General features: G+C 41.1%; 21 protein-coding genes. 9 read left to right on the plus strand and 12 right to left on the minus strand.

The features are described 5' to 3' along the window. Positions 1-88: 88 nt before the first annotated feature. Positions 89-1600 (minus strand): ABC transporter permease subunit, encoded by a 1512-nt coding sequence (locus H6G74_RS23845; RefSeq protein ID WP_313888512.1) that lies wholly within the window; start codon positions 1598-1600, stop codon positions 89-91. 162 nt (positions 1601-1762) lie between these two features. Between H6G74_RS23845 and H6G74_RS23850 the strand changes: the two genes are divergently transcribed. Both H6G74_RS23850 and H6G74_RS23855 read left to right on the plus strand, forming a co-directional pair. After that, positions 1763-2518, plus strand: a complete 756-nt coding sequence (locus H6G74_RS23850; RefSeq protein WP_199341105.1) for an amino acid ABC transporter ATP-binding protein — start codon at positions 1763-1765, stop codon at positions 2516-2518. A 65-nt stretch (positions 2519-2583) separates the two neighbouring features. Next, positions 2584-2751, plus strand: coding sequence for a hypothetical protein (locus tag H6G74_RS23855; RefSeq protein WP_190970010.1), 168 nt, complete (start codon positions 2584-2586; stop codon positions 2749-2751). Between the two features lie 265 nt (positions 2752-3016). Here the strand turns inward: H6G74_RS23855 and lipB are convergent, their stop codons facing one another. Then, the gene (lipB, locus tag H6G74_RS23860; protein WP_190970011.1) at positions 3017-3685 is read right to left on the minus strand and encodes a lipoyl(octanoyl) transferase LipB; all 669 of its coding nucleotides are present in this window, start codon (positions 3683-3685) and stop codon (positions 3017-3019) included. Positions 3686-4118: 433 nt separating this feature from the next. Between lipB and hpf the strand changes: the two genes are divergently transcribed. After that, a complete protein-coding gene (hpf, locus tag H6G74_RS23865) occupies positions 4119-4766 on the plus strand; it encodes a ribosome hibernation-promoting factor, HPF/YfiA family (protein WP_190970012.1) in 648 nt (215 codons plus the stop codon). 120 nt (positions 4767-4886) lie between these two features. On the opposite strand, the gene H6G74_RS23870 is transcribed toward hpf, so the two are convergent. The 4 genes from H6G74_RS23870 to H6G74_RS23885 all read right to left on the minus strand — a co-directional run bounded on the left by H6G74_RS23870 (position 4887) and on the right by H6G74_RS23885 (position 7105). Further along, on the minus strand, positions 4887-5345 hold the full coding sequence (locus H6G74_RS23870) for a peroxiredoxin (RefSeq protein ID WP_190970013.1): 459 nt from the start codon (positions 5343-5345) through the stop codon (positions 4887-4889). A gap of 55 nt (positions 5346-5400) precedes the next feature. Further along, positions 5401-5952 (minus strand): 1,2-dihydroxy-3-keto-5-methylthiopentene dioxygenase, encoded by a 552-nt coding sequence (locus tag H6G74_RS23875; RefSeq protein ID WP_190970014.1) that lies wholly within the window; start codon positions 5950-5952, stop codon positions 5401-5403. Between the two features lie 284 nt (positions 5953-6236). Beyond that, positions 6237-6686, minus strand: a complete 450-nt coding sequence (locus H6G74_RS23880; protein ID WP_190970015.1) for a tellurite resistance TerB family protein — start codon at positions 6684-6686, stop codon at positions 6237-6239. Positions 6687-6967: 281 nt separating this feature from the next. Further along, positions 6968-7105, minus strand: a complete 138-nt coding sequence (locus H6G74_RS23885) for a hypothetical protein (RefSeq protein ID WP_062294792.1) — start codon at positions 7103-7105, stop codon at positions 6968-6970. A 616-nt stretch (positions 7106-7721) separates the two neighbouring features. Here H6G74_RS23885 and ygfZ point away from each other — a divergent pair. Beyond that, positions 7722-8708, plus strand: a complete 987-nt coding sequence (ygfZ, locus tag H6G74_RS23890) for a CAF17-like 4Fe-4S cluster assembly/insertion protein YgfZ (RefSeq protein WP_190970016.1) — start codon at positions 7722-7724, stop codon at positions 8706-8708. Between the two features lie 411 nt (positions 8709-9119). Beyond that, positions 9120-10190 (plus strand): Photosystem Q(B) protein 1, encoded by a 1071-nt coding sequence (locus H6G74_RS23895; RefSeq protein WP_190970017.1) that lies wholly within the window; start codon positions 9120-9122, stop codon positions 10188-10190. Between the two features lie 108 nt (positions 10191-10298). On the opposite strand, the gene H6G74_RS23900 is transcribed toward H6G74_RS23895, so the two are convergent. From H6G74_RS23900 to H6G74_RS23910, 3 genes are all read right to left on the minus strand, one after another. After that, entirely contained in the window at positions 10299-11714 is a 1416-nt protein-coding gene (locus tag H6G74_RS23900) for a DICT sensory domain-containing protein (protein WP_190970018.1), read from the minus strand. A 184-nt stretch (positions 11715-11898) separates the two neighbouring features. Continuing rightward, a complete protein-coding gene (locus H6G74_RS23905) occupies positions 11899-13401 on the minus strand; it encodes a UDP-N-acetylmuramoyl-L-alanyl-D-glutamate--2,6-diaminopimelate ligase (protein ID WP_190970019.1) in 1503 nt (500 codons plus the stop codon). 32 nt (positions 13402-13433) lie between these two features. After that, positions 13434-13736, minus strand: coding sequence for a glutaredoxin family protein (locus H6G74_RS23910; RefSeq protein WP_190970020.1), 303 nt, complete (start codon positions 13734-13736; stop codon positions 13434-13436). Positions 13737-13893: 157 nt separating this feature from the next. Between H6G74_RS23910 and H6G74_RS23915 the strand changes: the two genes are divergently transcribed. Together H6G74_RS23915 and rpiA are read left to right on the plus strand one after the other, a co-directional pair. Continuing rightward, positions 13894-14175 carry a type II toxin-antitoxin system ParD family antitoxin gene (locus H6G74_RS23915; protein WP_190970021.1) on the plus strand — a complete coding sequence of 94 codons (282 nt, stop codon included), beginning with the start codon at positions 13894-13896 and terminating at the stop codon, positions 14173-14175. 146 nt (positions 14176-14321) lie between these two features. Beyond that, on the plus strand, positions 14322-15029 hold the full coding sequence (gene rpiA, locus H6G74_RS23920; RefSeq protein ID WP_190970022.1) for a ribose-5-phosphate isomerase RpiA: 708 nt from the start codon (positions 14322-14324) through the stop codon (positions 15027-15029). Positions 15030-15149: 120 nt separating this feature from the next. Here rpiA and H6G74_RS23925 read toward each other — a convergent pair whose 3' ends face one another. Continuing rightward, the gene (locus H6G74_RS23925) at positions 15150-15581 is read right to left on the minus strand and encodes a DUF6918 family protein (RefSeq protein WP_190970023.1); all 432 of its coding nucleotides are present in this window, start codon (positions 15579-15581) and stop codon (positions 15150-15152) included. Positions 15582-15874: 293 nt separating this feature from the next. Beyond that, a complete protein-coding gene (locus tag H6G74_RS23930) occupies positions 15875-17518 on the minus strand; it encodes a B12-binding domain-containing radical SAM protein (RefSeq protein ID WP_190970024.1) in 1644 nt (547 codons plus the stop codon). Between the two features lie 315 nt (positions 17519-17833). Here H6G74_RS23930 and H6G74_RS23935 point away from each other — a divergent pair, with 315 nt between their 5' ends. Further along, entirely contained in the window at positions 17834-19162 is a 1329-nt protein-coding gene (locus tag H6G74_RS23935) for a glycosyltransferase (protein WP_190970025.1), read from the plus strand. 463 nt (positions 19163-19625) lie between these two features. After that, positions 19626-21827 carry a transglycosylase SLT domain-containing protein gene (locus tag H6G74_RS23940; protein WP_190970026.1) on the plus strand — a complete coding sequence of 734 codons (2202 nt, stop codon included), beginning with the start codon at positions 19626-19628 and terminating at the stop codon, positions 21825-21827. A gap of 138 nt (positions 21828-21965) precedes the next feature. On the opposite strand, the gene H6G74_RS23945 is transcribed toward H6G74_RS23940, so the two are convergent. Beyond that, entirely contained in the window at positions 21966-22550 is a 585-nt protein-coding gene (locus H6G74_RS23945) for a PEP-CTERM sorting domain-containing protein (RefSeq protein ID WP_190970027.1), read from the minus strand. Between the last annotated feature and the right edge of the window lie 172 nt (positions 22551-22722).

The following is a 22722-nucleotide window of genomic DNA, read 5'->3' on the forward strand; positions in this document are numbered from 1 at the left end:
CGCTATCAGAGCGATCGCACCTTGTTGAGGACTACTATAGCTGAGATGCGATCGCTTTGATTCATTTGCGGAAATGTCTAAATTATGCTCATATTTTCCTCTGCTGTCTAACTGGATTCATCCACACTTCTAACTTGCTAAATACTTGAGAAGAAAGCAGTGTCAAACACAAATAAACTAAGGCTATGGCGGCGTAAATTTCAAAGGCGCGATAGTTAGTAGCGACAATTAGCTGTCCTTTGCGGAATAGTTCTTCAAAACCGATAACTGCAACTAAGCTGGTATCTTTTAATAAGCTAATAAATTCATTACCCAAAGGTGGAATCATCCGCCGGAAAGCTTGAGGAAAAATTACATAGCGCATTGTTTCTGCTGCACTTAAACCAAGTGATTGTGCGGCTTCGGTTTGTCCTGGTTCAATTGATTGAATCCCGGCGCGGACAATTTCGGCAATATAGGCGGCGCTGTTTAAAGTTAAAGCAATTACACCAGCCACAAAGGGATTAAAGCTAAAGGTCAAACCAAGTTGTTGCACCAGTGCTGGTATACCAAAGTAAATCATAAAAATTTGTACCAGCAAAGGTGTGCCGCGAAAAAAATCTATATATGCTCTTGCCAACCAACGTACAGGTTTAATCTGAGACAGACGGATAATGCCAATTAAGGAACCACTGACCAAACCTAAAATTACCGAAATAATTGTTATTTGGAGAGTGACGAATGCACCTTGTAATAGTAGGGGTAAAGCTTGCCCAATTACATTTAATGAGGTGAATAAATTAGCTTGGCTACCATTATTTTGATTTGCAAAAGGAGATGTATCAGGTAATGCTGGCGGTTCCGCTTTAAACCATTTTTTGTATATTTGTGAATACTCGCCATTTTTGAGGATTTTATCTAAACCATCATTAATCAGTGTTAAATTAGGCGAGTTTTTAGCTGTAACAATTCCATAATATTCTTCTGTAAGTAATTGTTGAATAACTTTAATTCCTTGCAAGTTACCAGTATTAATGGCATATAAAGTTACAGGTGCATCGTTAATTACCGCATCCACATTCCCATTGACTAATTCTTGCAAGGCTAAAGGTGCAGAATCAAAGCTGCGAATCTGTACACCGGGAATACTTTTGGCTTTTTCTGCGCCTGTTGTCCCAATTTGGACGGCAAGTTTTTTATTCTTGAGACTATCTAAATTAGTAATATCTTGATTATTATCGCGGACTGCGATCGCCAACCCCGCCTTAAAATAAGGACGGGAAAAATCAACTGTTTTGGTGCGTTCCTCGGTGATGGTGATGGAACTTATCGCCGCATCGATGGTTTTAGCTTGGACTGCGGGGATAATGCCATCAAAAGGGATGCTTTGAAAATTTACTTTAAAATTAGCAGCAGAGGCGATCGCATTCATCAAATCGTAGGAAAAACCTTGCAATTCCCCATTTTGGCCTTTAAACTCAAACGGCGGAAAGGCTGGTTCAGTTGCTATTCGTAAAGTTTTGCCAGTGTCAGAGTTGACACTACAGCCAGTTAGTAACACACAACTCACACTAACCACGAACAACCAGTGCCACCAACGTATAAAATTTAATCTAATAATATGTCTGAGAAGTATTAAATATTTTGCTTGATCCCCCCTAGCCCCCCTTAAAAAAGGGGGAAAATGAATCAAAGTCCCCCTTTTTAAGGGGGATTTAGGGGGATCTGTAGGTTTCAAATACAACATCAAAAAATTTTCCTAATCATCTTCTGTTAATGGGCTATGAAAAATTCTAACCCTATCATTATTTTTGAAAATATTGAAAAAAACTTTGGTTCCCTGAAAGTTCTTAAAGGAATCACAGGGGAAATTCAGCAAGGGGAAGTTGTGGCGGTGATTGGTACTTCCGGTTGTGGTAAAAGTACTTTACTGCGATGCTTCAACCGCTTGGAAAGTATTGATCATGGTTCCTTGGTAGTGAACGGGATTGAGTTATCGCAATCTCATTTCAACAGTCAACAACTGCGCCAACTCCGCACCCAAGTCGGGATGGTTTTTCAACAATTTAATTTATTTCCTCACCTCAGCGTATTGGAAAATCTTACACTTGCGCCACGTAAAGTTTTAGGCAAAACCGCCAAAGAAAGCGCCCAACTCGCGGGGTTATATTTAGAAAAAGTTGGTTTATTTGATAAAGCCTCGGCTTATCCCGAACAACTATCTGGTGGACAAAAGCAAAGAGTTGCGATCGCTCGTAGCTTATGTATGAATCCCCAGATTATGCTATTTGATGAACCTACCAGCGCCTTAGATCCTGAACTTGTGGGTGAAGTTTTACAAGTGATGCAGCAATTAGCCGCCGAGGGAATGACAATGGTAGTCGTCACCCATGAAATGCAATTTGCCAGGGAAGTTGCCCATCGGGTGATATTTATGGATAAAGGCATAGTAGCAGAACAAGGTGCAGCCTACGAAGTGATCACAAATCCAAAAAGCGATCGTCTACAAACTTTTCTCAGCCGCCTCTATCAAGTGTGAAGTATGAAATTTTATTCATTCTCCTACCTTCTACCTTTTAACCAATGACAAATGACCAATGACCAATGACTCTACAAAAATTCCCGCAAGAAATCAAATGGATCATCTTCCCAACATGGTTCAGGTGTCCTCAAGTGCAAATTTTTGTTGATGTCAGCTTCAATTTCGTCGCAGTCATCCCTGTCAAACAGTTCTATCAACGCTTTCCAGTCGCGCTGTCTCAGGGAATTTAACGTAGGTGCATACATTTGAGGATTAATTAGGGATTTCACGCGCAAGATTTGAGTTGATTGATGTAACAAATTTGTTGCTTGACTAGTAAACCACCATATTTTAACTTAGTTAAACAATACGGTTCAGTAAGTAACAAAATCTGCACCCTTGCACCCTGGGCATTTAATAATCTGTCTTTCACTGAACACAATAATCGATGGCTACTAAGTAGTATTTCAAACAAAATCAACTCTCACCAGAAAAAAATTATTAAATTGCACTTATTTAAGTAAACTCAATCACATCAACATCAAATACATCTGCAAAACATTGCACAACATGATGACGCACTTGTTCGCAAGTAATCTCAGGAATCCATTCTGCTAAACTGGCGACTGGTTTATCTGCAATACCGCAAGGGACAATATGTTGAAAGCCTGTCATATCAGGACAAACGTTTAAAGCAAAACCGTGCATAGTAATCCAACGGCTGACTTTAATGCCGATCGCTGCAACTTTGCGATTTTCTAACCATACACCAGTAAAATCGGGAATGCGATCGCCCTCCAAACCATAAATTGCTAACACCCGAATAATCACTTCCTCTAGTTGACGCAAGTACCAATGCAAATCTTTACGATGGCGCTGTAGATTTAAAATTGGATACCCCACCAATTGACCAGGACAATGGTAAGTGACCTCTCCACCACGCTCAACTCTGTGAACTTCAAAATCGCTGTGATCAAGGTCAAACTTGAGAAATTCTGGTGTTGCGCCTTGTCCCAAAGTGTAGACAGGAGGGTGTTCTAGCAAGATTAACACATCATCAAGGCTGGGGTCTTGAATACGTTCTGCCAGAAGCGATCGCTGCCATACGTGTGCATCTATGTAAGACATCAATTTTTTGTCATATAACAAACAACGCTTCTCTGGCGGTCTATTACTACGAATCATGCCAAAAATCAACTGAAGGAATAATGAAATATATTGCAACTTTGATAGTTGCACGCAACAATTGTCAAGCTATGCAAAGGATTTTAAAGGAACGTCAAGGGAACCTGCTATGGAAAATACAAAGTGCTAGTTTGAATATATAAATAACCGCAATGGTCTTAGGAGGAATTCTCTGCAATAAGCATCACGCCAAAATAAGAGGAAAGAATGAACTGGCTGATGACTCTAAGAATTTAAGATACAAGCGCAGACATCCACAGAGGATATCAATACAAGGGAACGCGTGAAAATTGAAAGCAATAAATTTAGAGCAAACTCAGCAGTATATCAAACTAAAAAACTTGTTTTGGCAACAGTCATAGACCTTACCGCAACTTACTTTCACACAAAACAAACTCACATCACACATCACATATAGAGCGGGAGAGTTTACATGAAGCTTGTCATCCACGGCAAAAATATTGAAATCACCGAAGCAATTAGGGATTACGTGCATCAAAAGATAGAAAAAGCGGTTAGTCACTTTCAGAACATTACAAATGAAGTGGATGTCCACCTAAGCGTAGCTCGCAATCCCCGAATTAACCCGAAACAAGCAGCCGAAGTCACTATCTATGCAAATGGAAGTGTCATCCGTGCCGAGGAAAGCAGCGAAAACTTATACGCCAGCATAGATTTAGTAGCAGATAAAATTGCGCGACAATTACGCAAATATAAAGAAAGGCGACAAGACAAGAAAACTCAAAGTCAACCAACAAACGAAGTAGTCGTCCCAGAACCAGTAATACCAGATTTAATCGGCGATCGCACTCCCGAATTACCCAGCGAAGTCGTTCGTACTAAATATTTTTCCATGCCACCAATGACTCTCGCTGAAGCATTGGAACAATTACAACTCGTGGGACACGACTTTTATATGTTCCGTAACGCCGAAACCGGAGAAATTAATGTTATTTATGAACGCAACCACGGCGGTTACGGTGTCATTCAACCCCGCAATAATAACGGTCATACCAACGGTAAAAACGGTAAGGTCTCCCACAATAACATCATCCAGGAGAAATCACCCTCACTTAAATAAAGAGTGCTGAGTTAAAAGACCGCCCCTTGTGGGCGGATATTTACTCATAATGCTGTACACTTCGACTGCGCTCAGTGTACGGCACTCAGCACTCAGCACTCAGCACTCAGCACTCAGCACTCACTTACTCAGAGTTTGCAAAGTCTTCAATGCTTCTGTAACATGCCCTTGAAAGTTCAGCATGGAATCAAACACATACTGCACAACTCCCTGCTGATCAATCACATAGGTGACACGACCAGGAAATAAACCAAAAGCCGCAGTCGCACCATATTGCTTACGTACTTGGTCGCCTTTGTCACTCAAAAGAACAAACGGTAAATTATATTTCGCGGCAAATTTCTGGTGAGATTCGCTGGAATCACCACTTACACCAATCACTTCCGCACCAGCATCTTTAAACACTTCATATTGGTCGCGGAAAGCACAAGATTCGGCTGTACATCCAGGTGTATCGTCTTTGGGATAAAAGTACAGTACAACAGCTTTTTGACCACGGAAGTCATTCAAGCTGACTGTTGTACCATTTTGAGCAGGTAAGGTGAAATCAGGAGCAATGTCTCCAACTTTAACAGCCATAGGTATTTCAAAAATTGCGATCGCATCTTTTTAACTATGAATGATATTACGATAATTAAGGCTGCTGACGCGCATCACTCAAATGCGTACCTGTGTAATTAGGAAGCCAACCCTCGGCTGAAGTGAAATAGCGCACAGCCTTAAAATTCAAAGATGCTGTTAAACTACACCAATGCTCCACACCTGCGGGGATAGAAATATAGTCTTGAGATTGCACTAACAACTGGATTTTGCTACCATCAGGTCTAACAAAGCCAAAAATCATTTCTCCTGCTAAGACATACAGTGGTTCAGCCGCAGTATGAGTATGATAACGACTATAAGTATCAATCAACATCTGAAGATTCGGCACTCCCGGATGCACATTTAGCAAATCACACCAGAGAGAACCGTTTTCTTGTTGGAGAAACTCAAACACATTGTTATGTAAATCAACAATGTATTGCTTTTCTAAAGCTGTCAAAACATCCTGTTCTAAAAGATTTGTAAACAGTAGTGACGTTCCAGGGTCATAGTGCTTGAGATACACACCAATAGGCGCAAGTTCACGCACTATCTCACTGAAATCACTCTCGACTGTACTATCTTCTAGTAATAGGATTGCCATGACAAAAAACTTAATAATTAACTTTTAAACACAGTATACTCAAATTTGCAGCAATAAGCCACTATTGCCCATCGATATACCGTGGTATGTACATGAGTTATATAACTATAAACTCATATATAACCATACACTAAAACTTGAATTTAAATTATACTAGCCAATGACAACAAATCATCTTAACGGAAGAATGTGTAACTTGGTTTTAAGCAGCCAAATCTATAACTTGAACTGAATCAAGTTAGAGAAACTTCCCAAGTATGGATATGCGTTAGACTACTTGAAACTCATTCGCTTTGATTCTTTACCATTAAAACTTGTAAGATTTTAATTGCGTTATCGCGTGGAATATCTAAAGCCTGATACAAGTCATTTAAAAAATTTTTTTCTTCTTCCGTAACTACGCTTTCAGTCATTACCAAATCAGCAGCGACAGCAAAAGCTACTTCTCGCAATTCTGGCGATAAAGATTCTTTAGCTGCATTAAATAAAGCATTAAAACCATCGCAGCGCAGAATATTTAGGTTTTTTTCTAACAGTTTCTTGATAAGGTCTTCGGAATAACTGCTAAAAAGCTTGAGCCGTGACAATGCAGAACAAATACTACGCACTTGCTGTTCTGAAAGTACAGCATCTGAAGTAACTGCGACTAAAACAATAGCAGCAAAAGCTTCGGCTGATGTCAATCTTTCTGGGGCTTGGTTTTCTTTGCCCAGGATTGTGTCTACTAGATTCATTTTTATTGCTCCTGGATTTGGGTCTCATTAGCGCACAGCTACCTGTATGTTTTGAATTTGCAGGTAATTCTGCCACGCTGTGAGACTTTCACTATTTAGTGTTCCCAGGATTTCTTTGCGGCGAACACCTACTCGCGCTCAGTAGTTTTTGGCAAGTAGTACACCTTCAGGCTCTATAGCAGTTGAAGCATAGGTTAGGACTATATTTCTGCTTGAAACACTGGAGAATACTGGGTTACTACTCAGCACTCAACACTCAGCACTCAGAACTTTGCTATAAGTTAGCGTTCTCCTGTTTTTTCAATTGTTTCTATCACTGCTAACCCTATACCAGAAGCTGCGATTAGCAGGACAGCTGATAACAAATAGGCGTTAGTAAGCATCCGCAGGGCATCATCAAAAAAAATATAGGTGGTCATTGCATCACCTTTGAACTCTATGGGGCTAGTGGTACTTATTTCTCAACACGCTGACTATAATTCCCGTTGAAAAATTCCTAGCAATTGCATCTTAACAAAACTTTAGCTCCTTCATCAGAGTTTTCTAAGTTTTTCTTCCTGAAGATTGTGTGAATTTCAGCATAATTTGGTAAATAAAAATACGGAAAATTTTTGATGTAGAAAATCATGCTTGATTAATAACCGCAAAATTGGCTATTAAACTAGTAAATTAAATCACATTTCATCTTCCTCTTCATATAATGTTTAACTGAAAAATAGCCACAAAGTCCTTATTTTTCAAGCAATATAGACTGCAATATTCAATATATTGTCAATTGCATACTGGTGAGAAAAGTCGTTGTAAATTAATTTTTAATTTTTGGCTGTTTTTTCAATAATTTTTTCGATTAGTTCATTACTACTAGGGATGCAAAAGCCGATGAAAGTGCTAGTTGTAATTAATTGCCCTATTTTGTAAAGAATTGTAAAGAAAACTAAAACCATATCATTAGTCATATAGTCATTGAAGCGGTAAACCTGGATTTGCTAAGATTTCCAGTGCGTAAACTTTGAAACAGAGCAGTTTTTCACTACCATGCCAACATCAACAATTGACGGTAAAGACGCGATCGCTATCCAAGCCGCAAAAGAAGGGGTGGCTGTGTGCGATCGCTCGTTTTGGGGACGTATCCGAGTTGCAGATGACGACCGCATCCGGTTTTTACACAATCAAAGTACCAACGATTTTCAAAGCCGCAAACCAGGACAAGGCTGTGACACGGTAATGGTGACATCCACAGCCCGCACCATTGACTTGGTGAGTGCATACATTCTGGAAGATGCGGTACTGCTGTTAGTTTCGCCCAATCGCCGAGAATTTTTGATGCAATGGCTAGACCGCTACATCTTTTTTGCCGATAAAGTAGCGTTAACCGACATCACAGAAGAAACTGCAACCTTTAGCCTCATCGGCCCAGATAGTGATGCGATTGTTGAGAAATTAGGTGCAGGGGCAATTATTGGTCAACCTGACGGCAATCACTTGTTAATTGATGGTGGGGTGATGGTAGCCGTAGGGAGTGGGTTAGGATTACCTGGATATACCTTAATTTTGCCAGCCACAGAAAAACAGCAAGTGTGGCAACAAATATTAGAATTAGGGGCTGTAGAATTGAGCGATCGCGCTTGGGAAACCTTACGCATTCTCCAAGGTAGACCAAATCCAGATGCAGAACTCACAGATGATTACAATCCTCTAGAAGTGGGTTTATGGCAGACGATATCCTTTGATAAAGGCTGTTACATCGGACAAGAAACCATCGCCCGGTTAAATACTTATAAAGGTGTCAAACAAAATCTTTGGGGGATTCGCCTTAGCGCCCCAGTGGAAATTGGTAGTGCGATCGCCCTGGGAGATGAGAAAATCGGCAAACTCACCAGTTATACAGAAACCAGTGACGGTTACGTTGGGCTTGCTTACATTCGTACCAAAGCTGGCGGTGTGGGCTTAAAGGTCAAAATCGGCGAAGTTGAAGGCGAAATTGTGGATATCCCATTCGTATCCCATGAGTATCCGCAATAAATAATAAGTCAGAAGTCAGGAATCAGAATCAATTTTTTATTATCTTAATAATAAAAAAATTAAATAAAACTATCAGCAAAAATATATAGCCTTCCTATTTGATATGCAAACAACTAGGTTGAGATATTGTTGCTATTACTGAAAAATCTTGCTCTAGTTAGTTTTTATATGGGTTTACTTTCTATGCAAGCTAAAGCATAAAAAATTAAATTCTCATAAAAAATCTGTTTCCTCACAAGTTTCTCAAATTCTTTCTCTATCTTACAAATAGAGTGAATTATAATTCTTTTTTTTATCTTGATTTTCTTTACGGCAATTTGATAAATAAGGATAATTCAAACAAAAAACAAAGACATCTGTCAAAAGTATTAGAAGGATTTTGAACTTAGAATTACTTAGGAGTTACAAACCATGAGTACTATTATTCAACGCCAAAGAGAAGTTACTTTTTTCAATTTATGGGATAGATTTTGTAGCTGGATTACTAGCACAGAAAATCGGATTTACATCGGCTGGTTTGGTGTTTTGATGATTCCTACCTTGTCGGCTGCTACTATCTGTTTTATTTTGGCTTTTATTGCCGCTCCTAGCGTAGATATGGATGGCATACGTGAGCCAATTATGGGTTCATTAATGGATGGGAATAACTTAATTACAGCCGCAGTTGTACCGACTTCTGCTGCCATTGGGTTACACTTTTATCCTATTTGGGAAGCTGCATCTATTGATGAATGGTTATATAATGGCGGGCCATATCAGTTAATTGTGCTACATTTCCTCATCGGTATTTGGTGTTTATTAGGCAGACTTTGGGAACTAAGCTATCGTTTGGGAATGCGTCCTTGGATAGCAGTTGCCTATTCTGCACCTGTCATCGCTGCTACTTCCGTTTTGCTGGTTTATCCTATTGGCCAAGGTAGTTTTTCTGATGGTTTACCTTTAGGAATTTCCGGTACTTTCCACTTCATGTTGGCTTTTCAAGGTGATCACAATATTCTTATGCACCCATTTCATATGTTAGGTGTAGCAGGTATATTTGGCGGCGCACTGTTGAGTTCTTTGCATGGTTCTTTGGTGACTTCAACGCTAATTCGGAATACCGATGAACATGAATCAGTTAGTGCTGGATATCAGTTGTCTCAACAAAAAGTTACATACAATTACTTAGCAGGACACTATAGCTTTTTAGGAAGGCTGCTTATTCCTACTTGTGCTAGTAGAAATCATCGTGCTTTCCATTTTTTATTAGCAGCGTTACCAACGGTAGGTCTTTGGTTTGCCTCAATGGGTATATGTTCTATGGCATTTAATATCAATGGTTTAAACTTTAATCATTCCATATTAGATAGCCGTGGTGAAGTCATTAGAACTAACGCTGATATCCTCAACCGTGCCAATCTTGGTATAAGTGCAATGCACGCTCCTAATGTCCATAATTTCCCTTTAATTCTGTCTAGCGGTCAACCTATTCCTATCTTTTAGCTAGTAATGACATACAACAATAACTCTTGCCATTCGTAACTTTTCTATCCGCCAAGGCCGCGCCTTCTGCCTTAGAGCGATGCCTTCGGCGGTTGTTTAAATGCTTCTCTATTTAAACGGGATTTTGTTGCGATTTGTAACTAACTGGATTGTAAAAGTAGACCCTTCATCTAGTTTACTTCTGACAGAAATAGAACCTCCGCAGCGCCACAATAACCGCTTAACAACTGTTAAGCCTAAGCCAGCACCACTCAAGTCTTCAGTAGTCCCTGAACGGACTCGATAAAAGCAATCAAAGATTTTACCAATTTCACTTTCCGCAATGCCAATACCTGTATCACGGAATTCTAACTGGACATAATCGGCTTGAAGACGCGCTCTGACCCAGACTTGCCCACCTTTGGGGGTAAACTTAATACTGTTTTGCAGCAAGTTAATCACTATTTGCTTCAGTCCACCAGTCACACACCAAACCCCTGGTAGTTCTGTTGGGACAGTGTAAGCAAGCATAATGCCTTTTTCTTGAGCTACAGGCTGGTAGGTACTAACTACGCCAGGGACAATATCTGAAAGACGTACGAGTTCTAGGCTGGTAGTTTCTAAATTATGTTCCAGGTTGACAAGATCAAGTAAACCAGTGATGAGTATACTTTGGCGATCGCACTGAGTATTTAGCATTTGTAAATAACGTTGTCGCTGTGGTGGTTTAATCGTAGGTGAGTTTAACAACGACAATGCTGTTTTCATGTGTGTTAAAGGTGTCCGCAGTTCTTGACACACACTACTTAAATAATCATCTTTGAGTTGTTCTTTGTTGTGGAGCTTTTGATTTTGCTCTCGTAATTTGGCAATGCGTTTATTAGTAATTTGACGTTGAATGGAATTTTGGCGCTGGAGTTGTTTGGCTATGAGTTGACTGATGAGTGCAGGTTCGATGATGCTGGGGTAAATCAACTCAGCCGGAAAAACTGCTGATAATTCCGGTACTGCTACTTGTTTGAGACCATCTAAAACTTGCTGAATGATTCTGCCTTCCATTGTCATCACAGCCAGCAATGACGGAATTTTGCCTGTTTTGGCTTTATGAGTTTGGCGGTTTTGATTTCTTTTGCGTGGACGACGCGCCACAATTAAACTACAAAATTGCGGCGAGGATACTATAAAAAAGTATTCTCGCCGTAATTGATAATTTGATAATAACTGTACCCAATTTTGTTGCTGTGGGCTGATTTCATCTGTCACCTGCTCTTCTGCCCCAGCATTGATTTTCTCTATCCGACAAATATTAATTACGCCAGATGCACTCATCGCAGATTGATAACGCTTTAATTCTGCGTGCCAAATTTTTCCCGGTGGTAACTTAACCCAAAAAGTTGCCGTAATTTGTTGTTCAATCAATAAATCAATGTGTGACCTCAGCAGCGATAACAAACTAGCAGGATTGCTTGGCAATGGTTGAGGTGGTGTTTCCACTCCTAAAGCCAGCTGATAGACGGATAACTCCTTTCGCAGAGAATCATTCATGAGTCAAGCACAACAAGGAAGAAATAATTATGTCATTGATTGCCAATTTTATGTAAGTGTTTGTTACAAAAAGACTACGTAAAATAAATTTGGAAAGAAAGTATGAAGGATGAAGTCTAAAATTTGAAACCATGTCTAACTTGATTTAAATCATGAAATCCTAGAAAACTTCACCCTTCATACTTCATACTTCATTTTTTAGTCTGATTTGTAAAGCATCCCGCGCATGTTCTCGGTCATCAAAGTGGATCTTTTCTGTACCGAGAATTTGATAGTCTTCATGACCTTTACCCGCTAACAACACGCCATCACCTGGTTCGGCTTGTAAAATAGCGGTGCGAATGGCTGTAGCGCGATCGCAAATTACAGTCGGCTGCACAGTGTCGGGTATTCCAGCTAAAACATCTTGCAAAATTCTTTCGGGGTCTTCGGTGCGGGGGTTATCGGAAGTGACTACAGCCACATCTGCTAACTCGGCGGCAATTTTACCCATTTTTGGGCGTTTGGTGCGATCGCGATCGCCACCACAACCAAATACGCAAATCATTTTACCGGGAATAAACGGCCTTGCAGCTTTGAGTAAATTTTCCAGGCTATCGGGCGTATGGGCATAATCAACAATCACGCTGATATCTTGTTGCGGACTGATTTGTACTCGTTCCATCCGTCCCGGAACCCCAGGAAAATCACTAATTGCACTAGCGATTAACTCTAAGTCAAGTCCTAGATGCAGAACTGCACCCACCGCCGCCAAAACATTTTCTAAGTTATATTGACCAACCAACGGTGAGCGAAACTCCACTTCACCCTTTGGAGTATGCAGCACACCACTCACACCATTGGGTTGATAATTTAAATCGCTCATCCACAAATCAGCATTGCGTTCGCTGACACTGTAACTCCAAACTTGCTCTGAGGGCAATCTGCTAATTAACTGTTTACCGTAGGAGTCATCAGCGTTAATAATTGCCTTGCCTTTGAGATATGCCGGACTAAACAACAGCGCCTTAGCCGCAAAATAATCCTCCATATCGCTGTGATAGTCCAGATGGTCTTGAGTGAGATTGGTGAATACTCCCACCTCAAACGGACAACCCAAGACTCGACCTTGCGCCAACGCATGGGAACTAACTTCCATTACGCCAAACTCACAACCTGCATTCACGGCTGCTGCTAACTGCTGTTGTAGTTCCACCGCAAAAGGTGTGGTGTGGATCGCAGTTTGGACAAATCCCGGCCAGCGAGTGTATAAAGTCCCCATCAAAGCTGTTACTAAACGCGCTTTGTTTAGGAAAAATTCAATTAGGTGAGTAGTGGTGGTTTTACCGTTAGTGCCGGTCACACCCACTAATTTGAGTTTTTGTCCGGGATAATCGTAAAAAGCCGCCGCTATTTGAGCGCAAGCTTGAGTCATGTCATTAGCACTAATCACTACAGCCTCCGGGGTGGGAGGATTTTTTTCGGCAGCTTCAGCAGAAACAATCGCTGCTACTGCGCCAGATGCGATCGCACTTGGCCAAAATTCGCCACCGTCCACCCGCGTTCCTGGCATTCCAATAAATAAATCTCCCTCACCACAAGCATGGGAGTTAGTTTTTAAACCCTTGACTTCTGTCTCTGCTAAGTCAGAACTGTTAGGCAACTGTGCCACACTGTCTATTGCTGCTAGTAATTCCCGCAATTTCATCTTGTGAACCTCGCCACACGCATATCTTGCGCTTATTCTGCATCATTTTTTTTGATATTGGATAAATACTTACACAACATTTGCTGAATTTGCTGGACATTTGCACGGGGAGAAGGACGAGGTAGAGGTTGTTCAAAAGCTTCCGCACCTGGGAGATTGGCTAAAACCAGCACTGGGACTTCATATTGATAAGCCAGCAACCAATCTTCACGAGTTGTAATGTCACGAATTTCTAACTCAACACCCAAATTTTCTGTCTCTAAAATTTTCTCTAGTTTTTCCTGCAAGCCCTCGCACAAATGACAACCAGGTTTACTGTACAAAATCAACCGCATTTCCTAAATACCAATACTTTTAGCCATCCTAAGTCATTCGTGAACAACTATAGCCATCCTAAATGATTTCTCTTTCTTGTCTGTGTTTAGGAATTTGTCTAATTTTAGATTTTGGTAAGAATTTTTGCTACTCTAGAGTAAAAATTTATGTGCAGCTATGTCTAACGTCGAAAAAATCAGTGTTGCGCTTACACCAGAAATGGTCGCTTTTGTACGCAATGCGGTAGAGTCTGGTGAATATGCCAGCAGTAGTGAAGTGATTAGAGAAGCATTACGAGACTGGAAGCAGAAACGCCTGTTACAGTTGCAAAATATTGATGAATTACGCAGTCTTTGGCAAGCTGGGATTGACAGTGGTTCTGGGCAGTATACAGATATAGAAGCTATTAAGCAGGAAGCCCGTCGGCGATTAGGTCAAGTTTCTCAAAAGGATGCGTGATTTGTGGGACGTTTTAATTACGAATTAATTTTTTAGCCGATCGCCATAAAAGAGAAAACTTCCACATTATTCCCACAGAAAAAGGCGAATGGAGGGTCATCTGCCTTCTAAGATGGACTATAGTCAGTTTTTGTGGAGTTTTGGGAATGACCGCAACAGATCCTGTAAAGTTAATGAAGCAAGAGGTTGGTAAAGCCGCAGCCCTACTAGTAAAATCAGGTTCAATTGTCGGTTTAGGTACGGGTTCAACAACAGCGTATACAATTCAGTATTTAGGCGATCGCCTGAAATCTGGTGAACTCACAGATATTGTCGGTATTCCTACTTCTTTTCAATCGGAAGTATTAGCCAAAGAATATGGTGTACCTCTCACCACTTTAGATGCTGTTGACCACATTGATATTGCTATTGATGGGGCGGATGAAGTTGACCCCCAAAAGAATTTGATTAAAGGCGGCGGTGCAGCACATACCCGCGAAAAAGTAGTTGATTATCTAGCCAAACAATTTGTTGTGGTGGTAGACAGTGGTAAGTTAGTCGATCGCTTGGGTTCTGTGTTTGCAGTTCCCGTCGAAGTTATCCCAATGGCAATTACACCTGTGACTAATGCCATTAAACAACTTGGCGGTAAACCAGAATTGCGTATGGGTGTGAAAAAAGCCGGGCCAGTGATCACCGACCAAGGTAACTTTGTCCTTGATGTTAGATTTGACTCGATTGACGACCCAGTGAATTTAGAAAAAACTCTCAATAATATTCCTGGCGTTTTAGAAAACGGCATCTTTGTTAACTGTGCAGATGTCGTTTTAGTTGGCGAAGTGGTAGATGGTCAGCCAGTAGTTAGGCAGTTGTAAAAGGGTGTAAGGGTTTAGGGGTGTAAGAGTTTTTATAGTTTATGCTTTTACACCCCATCCTTCCCTATTTCTCAATAGACAAATGTTATTTTACTCAGCACTCAGCACTCAGCACTTGATTTAAGCGTACTTATTAATTACCTGGGCAAAATCTGGTACTGCTTCCTCTACATGTTGTTTGGCTGAACCCCTGAATTTTTCATAGGTTCCACGCACAATTTGTCGTCTGACACTCTTGAACTTAGTATCAGTGACGCTCAATATTGCATCTGCTGTACGAGATTTATTTGTCGCTAAGTGCGTTACTGGATCACCTTGTTGTACACCTTCAGCCCACATTGGATCAAGCGCATTAAAACATTCTGGTAAAAGTTGCTCAACACCGTAGGCGATATATCCTGGCTTAATTCCTTTCAGTGCTGCAAAGGCTGTTTTGAGTGCAATACCGCTAATTCCTGACTTAGAACTGATTTGTGCTTCTAACAACTTGCAACAGTCATCTATAACCATTGCTTTTTTGTCTGAGTTTAAAAGTTGGTCGTTCAGTCCCATTTCACTCCTCCATAATGTTAAGGCGATCGCTTTTCTTGATTTCCTCACTAAGTTAGGAAATTATAAAAAATGTTAACAGAGCTAGACAGTTTTCGTAGCCTTGCTGTTATGAGTTGACAGACTTTAGTGATTATGGCTCAAGATTTTTGTTTTAATCAGGGGTGTGTGGGTGTATGGGGTGAAGGGTTTTATGGGTTTTGAATAATCTACACCTCTTCACTGTCTCCCAAACCCTTGATTTTTCGTATTACTGTAATTCAAAACCCTTTCACCCCTACACCCAATCCCCACAGTTAATGACGGATTTTTTGGGAATAAAACGAGGCTGATTCTGTGTGTGCGGCACAGTCTTGGGCAAACTGAATCAGATGATGTCCCACTAGTCCAACGTGAATTAAGGACTCTATATTTCCTGATTTGAGTGCTGGTTTAGCCATTTGCCAAAAAGTTTGGCGATAGTTACCAAATACACCCACACGTAACAAAATATTAGTTAAATAAGTTAAACCTTTGCGAATATTAGCCCAGGAAGTCCGCGCCGGACTATTGGGTACAGCAATGCGGTTGGGGTAAGTATGTTCCATGTTGTAGACAAATCGCTGATATAAAAATTCTGGCTGATAGGCTTCGGTGATACAACGTCGCCACATTTCTATAACTTGCTGATATGGCATCAAAAATTCCACATTTGATTCTCGGCTGTCATCAAATACAAGTCGCCCTTCGGCTTCTAATCTCCGCCATAAAGGAGTTCTTGGTAAACCATGAAGTAAGTTGATTGTCAACATGGGAATTTGTGATAGCCGAATAAATTCGAGGATGCGGTTTGCGGTTTCTGGTGTATCTGTATCTAAACCGATGATGATGCCTGACACAACTTCCATACCATAGCTATTTAAAACTTTAACAGCTTCTAAAATTGGCATACTGAGATTCTGCACTTTAGAAATTGAGTGCAGCGCCTCTGTGTCTGGAGTTTCAATCCCGCAAAACACTGTACAAAAGTAAGCTTCGCGCATCATCTCCAGGAGTTTTGGACTTTGCGCGAGGTTCAGGGTGGCTTCACAGGCAAATTGAATGGGATAGCCGTTGCGCTTTTGCCAGTCAATTAAGTGGGGTAATAGCTGCATTGTGGCACGGCGATCGCCCACAAAGTTATCATCCACAAAATATACTGCGCCGATATTGCCAGATTCCAGCATGGCATCTAGTTCCGCCAATACTTGCTCTGGGGTCTTCATCCGTGGGTTTCTACCGTAAAGTTCAGGAATATCACAAAACTCGCAACGATAAGGACAGCCGCTAGAAAACTGGACATTGGCTAAGAAATAATGATTCAGATTCACCAAATGATAAGCGGGTGTGGGAAACTCACTCAGGGGTAAACGTTCCTTGGTTTCAAAGCGAATTTGTTGTGGCGGACGTTGGTGGTGTTGGTCGAGATACTCAATCATGCGATCGCTCGCATCGCCTAGTTCACCCAAATGTAAAATATCAAAATCAGGATAATACTCTGGACAACCAGACACCGAAGGGCCGCCTAAAACAGTAATTTTGCCTTGCTGATGCGCCAGTTGGTTAATTTGATTAATCTGCGGTTTTTGGATGTGCATCCCACTAACAATCACCACATCCGCCCATTGATAATCAGATGTTTTGGCTGGGTGTAAATTCTCATCAATAAAGCGTACTTCCCATTCTTGTGGCAAATAAGCAGCTACAATCAAAATCCCTTGGGGCGGCATAAAAGCCCGGACATTTCCCATCAGTGGATAAGCATGATGAAACGTGCCGAAAGAGCGACTGTATTTGGGGAAGATACAAAGAATGCGTCGATGATGTAAAGGAACGTAGCGGGCTTTTTTCGGGTTAGGAGCAGATGCTAAATCAGTCGCTACAGGAATTTGGTTTTGAAAAGACTTTAACTGCACAGTCATTGTTAATTTTTCATCAGATAAAATAGCAGCAAGTTTGACAAATAAATTGTCAAACTTGCTGTAATTTCAAATAACTTACTGTGCTATTTCAAAATTCTGTAACTGTCCAAATATATACCTTTTTCTAGAAGCACCACATGATTGGGTATGGACAAGATAGATTCTCATTCTGTTGTTTTTTGATGCAATCACATGAGGGTCTGTCATGAATTTGATTGATTTTCTTTGGTGTTCTGCTGGGGGAAATGGTAGCGATCGCGCTCTAGGCGTAAATCCTAAATATCAAAATCCAAAGCAGTACAGTAGGCGAAACAAATGGTAAGACAACAAAAGTCTAAAGAGGCAATTGTTGGACAACATTCCCTATCAGTTGGAATACTGGTTGATTTAGAGTGGGGATTGTATGCCGGCGGTCATGTAAAGTGTTGGGAACGATTTGCAGAAGCGGCAATTAATTTTCCCCAGATAGAGTTAACAATTTATTACCTGGGACATAAACCCCAAGAAATAGCGATCGCGCCGAATGTGCGTTACCGCATCTTGCCCCCGATGCTGGGAACTAAGCACATACCTTTTCTCCATGAACGTTCTCGAAACACCGACTTAGCACTCTACCATCTAGGTTTAGCGCGGCAACTCCGACACCACGATGTTTTACACATTACCAGTGCTTTTAGCTTTTCGCGCACAGCCCACTGGATAGCGCAACGGTACAACATTCCTTTGGTCTGTTCTACCCACACAGATTTAGGTAGTTTTACACGGATTTACTCTCAAGAGATTATTCGCCGCATTTTGGTTTGGGAATGGTTAGCCAATCTGATATGGGAACGCTGGAAATTAGGTGAGCGCCTAGAACAGCAAATGATGCGGCGCTGGCACAAATTGATTAGCGATAGTGATTGGGTGTTGCTCTCCAAACCAGAAGATTTGCCGGTGATGCAAAAATTTGTCTCCCAGTCTCGCTTGTCTCGACTACGACGAGGGATAGATAAGCAACGATTTCACCCCCGACACCGCGATCGCACTCTTTTACAAACCACCTTTGGTATCCCGCCGGAAGTCCCGGTACTATTGTTTGTCGGACGGGTAGACGAGAGTAAACGCATCATGACCCTAGCTCAAGCTGCCTGTCAGTTGCTAGACCAAGGATATGCTTTACACGTTTTGATTGTAGGTGAAGGAACTGCCAAAGCCAAGATACAGCATCTTTTAGCACCCCATGTCACCCTAACCGGTGTGTTACCCCAAGAAAGCCTTGCTTGGATTTACGCCAGTGCAGATATGTTTGTCTTTCCCTCGGATAGTGAAATATCTCCGAATGTGGTGTTAGAAGCAAAATCATCAGGACTACCTGTATTTGTGGCAGCCCATAGTGGCAGTGTGCAGTTTATCCAGCAACCTGATATAGATGGCATTGTGGTTGCAGATTCTAGCCCCCGAACTTGGGCAGATGCGCTCAAACCTTATCTCCAGGATTTGCGGATGCGTCGTGGCGTTAGTCAAGCGGCTCGGCAATATATTGAACATTGTCATCCTGCTTGGAGAGAAGTTTTTCAAGAGGATTTATTACCCATTTGGCAGAAAATGAAATTTCTCTCTCATACTAAGCTGGGTATAACTAGTACAGGTCGGCGGAAATAAACAGACCATAAGAAATTGCTAAAAGGCTTGTGGTATGAATATTCTTTCTTTTGACCCTCCGAATTTTAGATTTTGGATTTTGGATTTAATCTAAAATCGCAAATCTAAAATCCAAAATTGTTTATCCCTTGTGGTCAGGGTCAATCCAAAATCGCAAATCTAAAATCCAAAATTGTTTGACTTTTGCCTTGTGAGTGCTGTTAAACTTATTTCTTCGTCTACGGCTGGGCTGATCATCTATACTGAATTCTGACTCCTGAATTCTGAATTCTGTGGGATCAACCACCAATAAAATTGGCTGATATTCCTGCTATGTATAGATTATGGCGGAATAAATAAAATAGATATATTATGGGGAATCCTTATGTAAAATTAGAAAGTTGCAAAAATTAAAAATTGCTAACACTCCTAGCTAACAGTGCTAGAGTTTCAAAAATTCATCAAAAATTTTCAGCGGGTATCAATGCTGAAGCAACTTAAAAAAAACCAGGTTCCTATAATTATTGGCGCGGCAGTTTTTGCCTTTTCGGCTGGCGCAATGGTGTCAGCACCGGAGATTGGCAAAACAGTGGCTCAATGGCTGAAAATAAATCAAACTCAGTCGGAAGAACTATCAGAAGCCAGCAAAGTCAAATCGGCTGTGTTCCCATTGGTAGCGCAATCACCAGTGGAGAGAGCCGCAAAATTAGAAGCGATCGCTAAAGGCTCGGCTTCAGCAGACCGCAATCGCGCCCGCTATTTGTTAGCCAGTGATTTACTTGAAACCAGAGATGCCCAACAAGCCCTAGATTTGTTGACGGGATTAGAAAAAGACTATCCTCTGTTAGCACCCTACGTCTTGCTGAAACAAGCCCAAGCACAGGATTTGTTAGGTGAACAAGGCAAAGCTTCCGATTTGCGCCAAAAAGTCCTGAAAGCACATCCCAAAGAAGCGGCGGCGGCGAAAGCGTTGTATTTAATTGGTCAGCCAGAATCTCAAGATAGGGCGATCGCTCAATTTCCTTCCCATCCCCTCACCTGGGAAATTATTCGCCAGCGATTGCAAAAAAATCCCAATCAGCCCCAGTTAAAATTAATTTTGGCGAAATATGCCTACAATCAGGCAGGAATCGTGGGCATCTTAGATCAATTGGTGAAACAGCCCAACCTTAAACCCGCCGATTGGGAGACTATTGGCACAGCTTATTGGGAAAATACCCAATTTCGCAAAGCTGCGATCGCTTATACACAAGCACCCAAAACCGCCCAAACTCTCTACAGGATAGGGCGTGGGTTACAAATCGGTGGACAAAGCCAAGAAAGAGAAAAAGCGATCGCCACCTACAAGCAATTAGTCCAGCAATTCCCCAAAGCCGAAGAAACGGGAACTGCATTGTTACGCTTGGCAGATATGGCCAAAACTCGCAAAGATGCCATACCATATCTCAATCAGGTCATCGCGCAATTCCCAGAACAAGCCCCCACAGCCCTAGCCACCAAAGCCAAAATTCTTGCAGGGCTGAACGATCAAAAATCGGCACAACAAGCCTGGGATTTACTGCTAGGCAAGTATGGTGACTCTGATGAAGCGGCAGAATATCGCTGGAAAATTGCCCTAGATAAAGCTAAAGCCAGAGATTACGTTACAGCTTGGGAATGGGCGCAACCAATTACCACTAATAACCCGAACAGCATTTTGGCTCCTAGAGCCGGGTTTTGGGTAGGAAAATGGGCGGTTAAACTCGGCAAACAACAAGAAGCCAAAACAGCCTTTGAGTATGTAGTTAGCCAGTTTCCCCAGTCTTATTATGCCTGGCGATCGGCTAATATTCTGGGGCTGAATGTCGGCAACTTTAACAATGTACGCGACCTTAATCCGGAAGTTGTTTCGCGCCAGCGTCCAGTACCAACAGCAGGTTCTGACACCTTTAAAGAATTGTATTTATTAGCTCAAGACCGTGATGCTTGGTTGCAATGGGAAACAGAATTTCTTAACAAAAAACAGCCCACAATTGCCGAACAATTTACTGAAGGTTTGATGCGTCTAGCCAGGGGCGAAAATCTTTCGGGAATAGATATTATTTCTAAGTTGGAAGATAGAGAAACAGCCGAAGAAAAAGCTCAATATCAAGCCTTAAGTAAACAAATCACCTACTGGCAAGCCCGCTATCCATTTCCTTATCTCAAAGAAATTGAAAAATGGTCTGCTGAACGTAAACTAAATCCCTTACTAGTTACAGGATTAATTCGCCAAGAATCACGGTTTGAGCCGCAAATTAAATCTGTCGCTGGTGCTGTCGGTCTCATGCAAGTACTACCCAGTACAGGTCAATGGATCGCTTCAAAAAATAATTTGGATGGAAAAAAATTTGATTTAACAGTTCCCAATGACAACATTAGTTTGGGTACATTGTATTTGGATTATACCCATCAACAGTACGGCAATAATTCATTACTGGCTATAGCGAGTTACAATGCTGGCCCTGGTAATGTTTCTAAATGGCTGCAAACTTTACCAAAAGAAGACCCCGATGAATTTGTCGAAGAAATTCCCTTTGATGAAACCAAAAATTACGTCCGTCAAGTTTTTGGTAATTATTGGAATTATCTGCGACTTTACAACCCAGAAATTTCGGGCATAGTAGCAAAATACTCCAAGGAACATCCAAAATTACCAACTCAATGATGTTCAAATAATTAGGACTTACGCAAAAACTCTCTCAAACTCTTATCACTTCGTGTCCTACCCACAGGGTAGCCGAAGAGTGCGTCTACGTTTCTTCATACTTCTGCGTAAGTCCTACAAATGATGAATTAGTATGTATTAATCCTGGCGCATAAAAACAAATTTTCTTTTGATGGCAATACCAAAGCCAGCAGCAGTCAAGCTACCCAAAATAGTTAGAGGTTCCGGTACAGATGCTTTAGTTGATGGCTGAAAGTTGGCGTAAGTAAGTTCGGTAAAATAGAAACTTGAAGCATTAATTGGTGCTATTGGAAATAAACTAATATTATGCTTATCAATTACTCCACGCCACCAACCTGCACCAAGACCATTACGAAAAACAAAGGGAATATTCCATTGATGAGATAAGTTTCCGTCAACATCTTCTATAGAGGAAAATAAATTACTTGATGAGTCGGAGAAATTAATTAAAGTTTGCCAAAGAGTTAGACCAGCTTGACGGGCAAGATGCTGATTGCGGTAAAAAGTTGTAATTCCTCGGTTTGTTGGTGATAAATCTTCAAAAGTTCCAGTAATAAAATTTACATCATATTTATTATCTAAAATTTCCAAGTGTTTGATAGCTTTTAAAGAACTTTTTTCTTGATCAAGAATAAATGTTGGCCCATTTTGATCAGGGGTAATGCTAAAAGCTTCAGCTTTGGTGATTATACCACTGCACATAAGTGCGAATACTGCTATGAAAACAGCGAGAGATTTTCGAGTCATAAAGGTAGAGTCATTTTTTTGACGTTTATTTGCTGTAGCTTTTCAAGCTAAATTCCTTGTATCGTGTTTTTTTGTGCTTTTGCAATATTTATGTAAAGTTGTGATAAAAAATTTAATACAACAGCTG

The sequence above is a fragment of the Nostoc spongiaeforme FACHB-130 genome (assembly GCF_014698475.1).
Taxonomy (GTDB): Bacteria; Cyanobacteriota; Cyanobacteriia; order Cyanobacteriales; family Nostocaceae; genus Nostoc_B; species Nostoc_B spongiaeforme.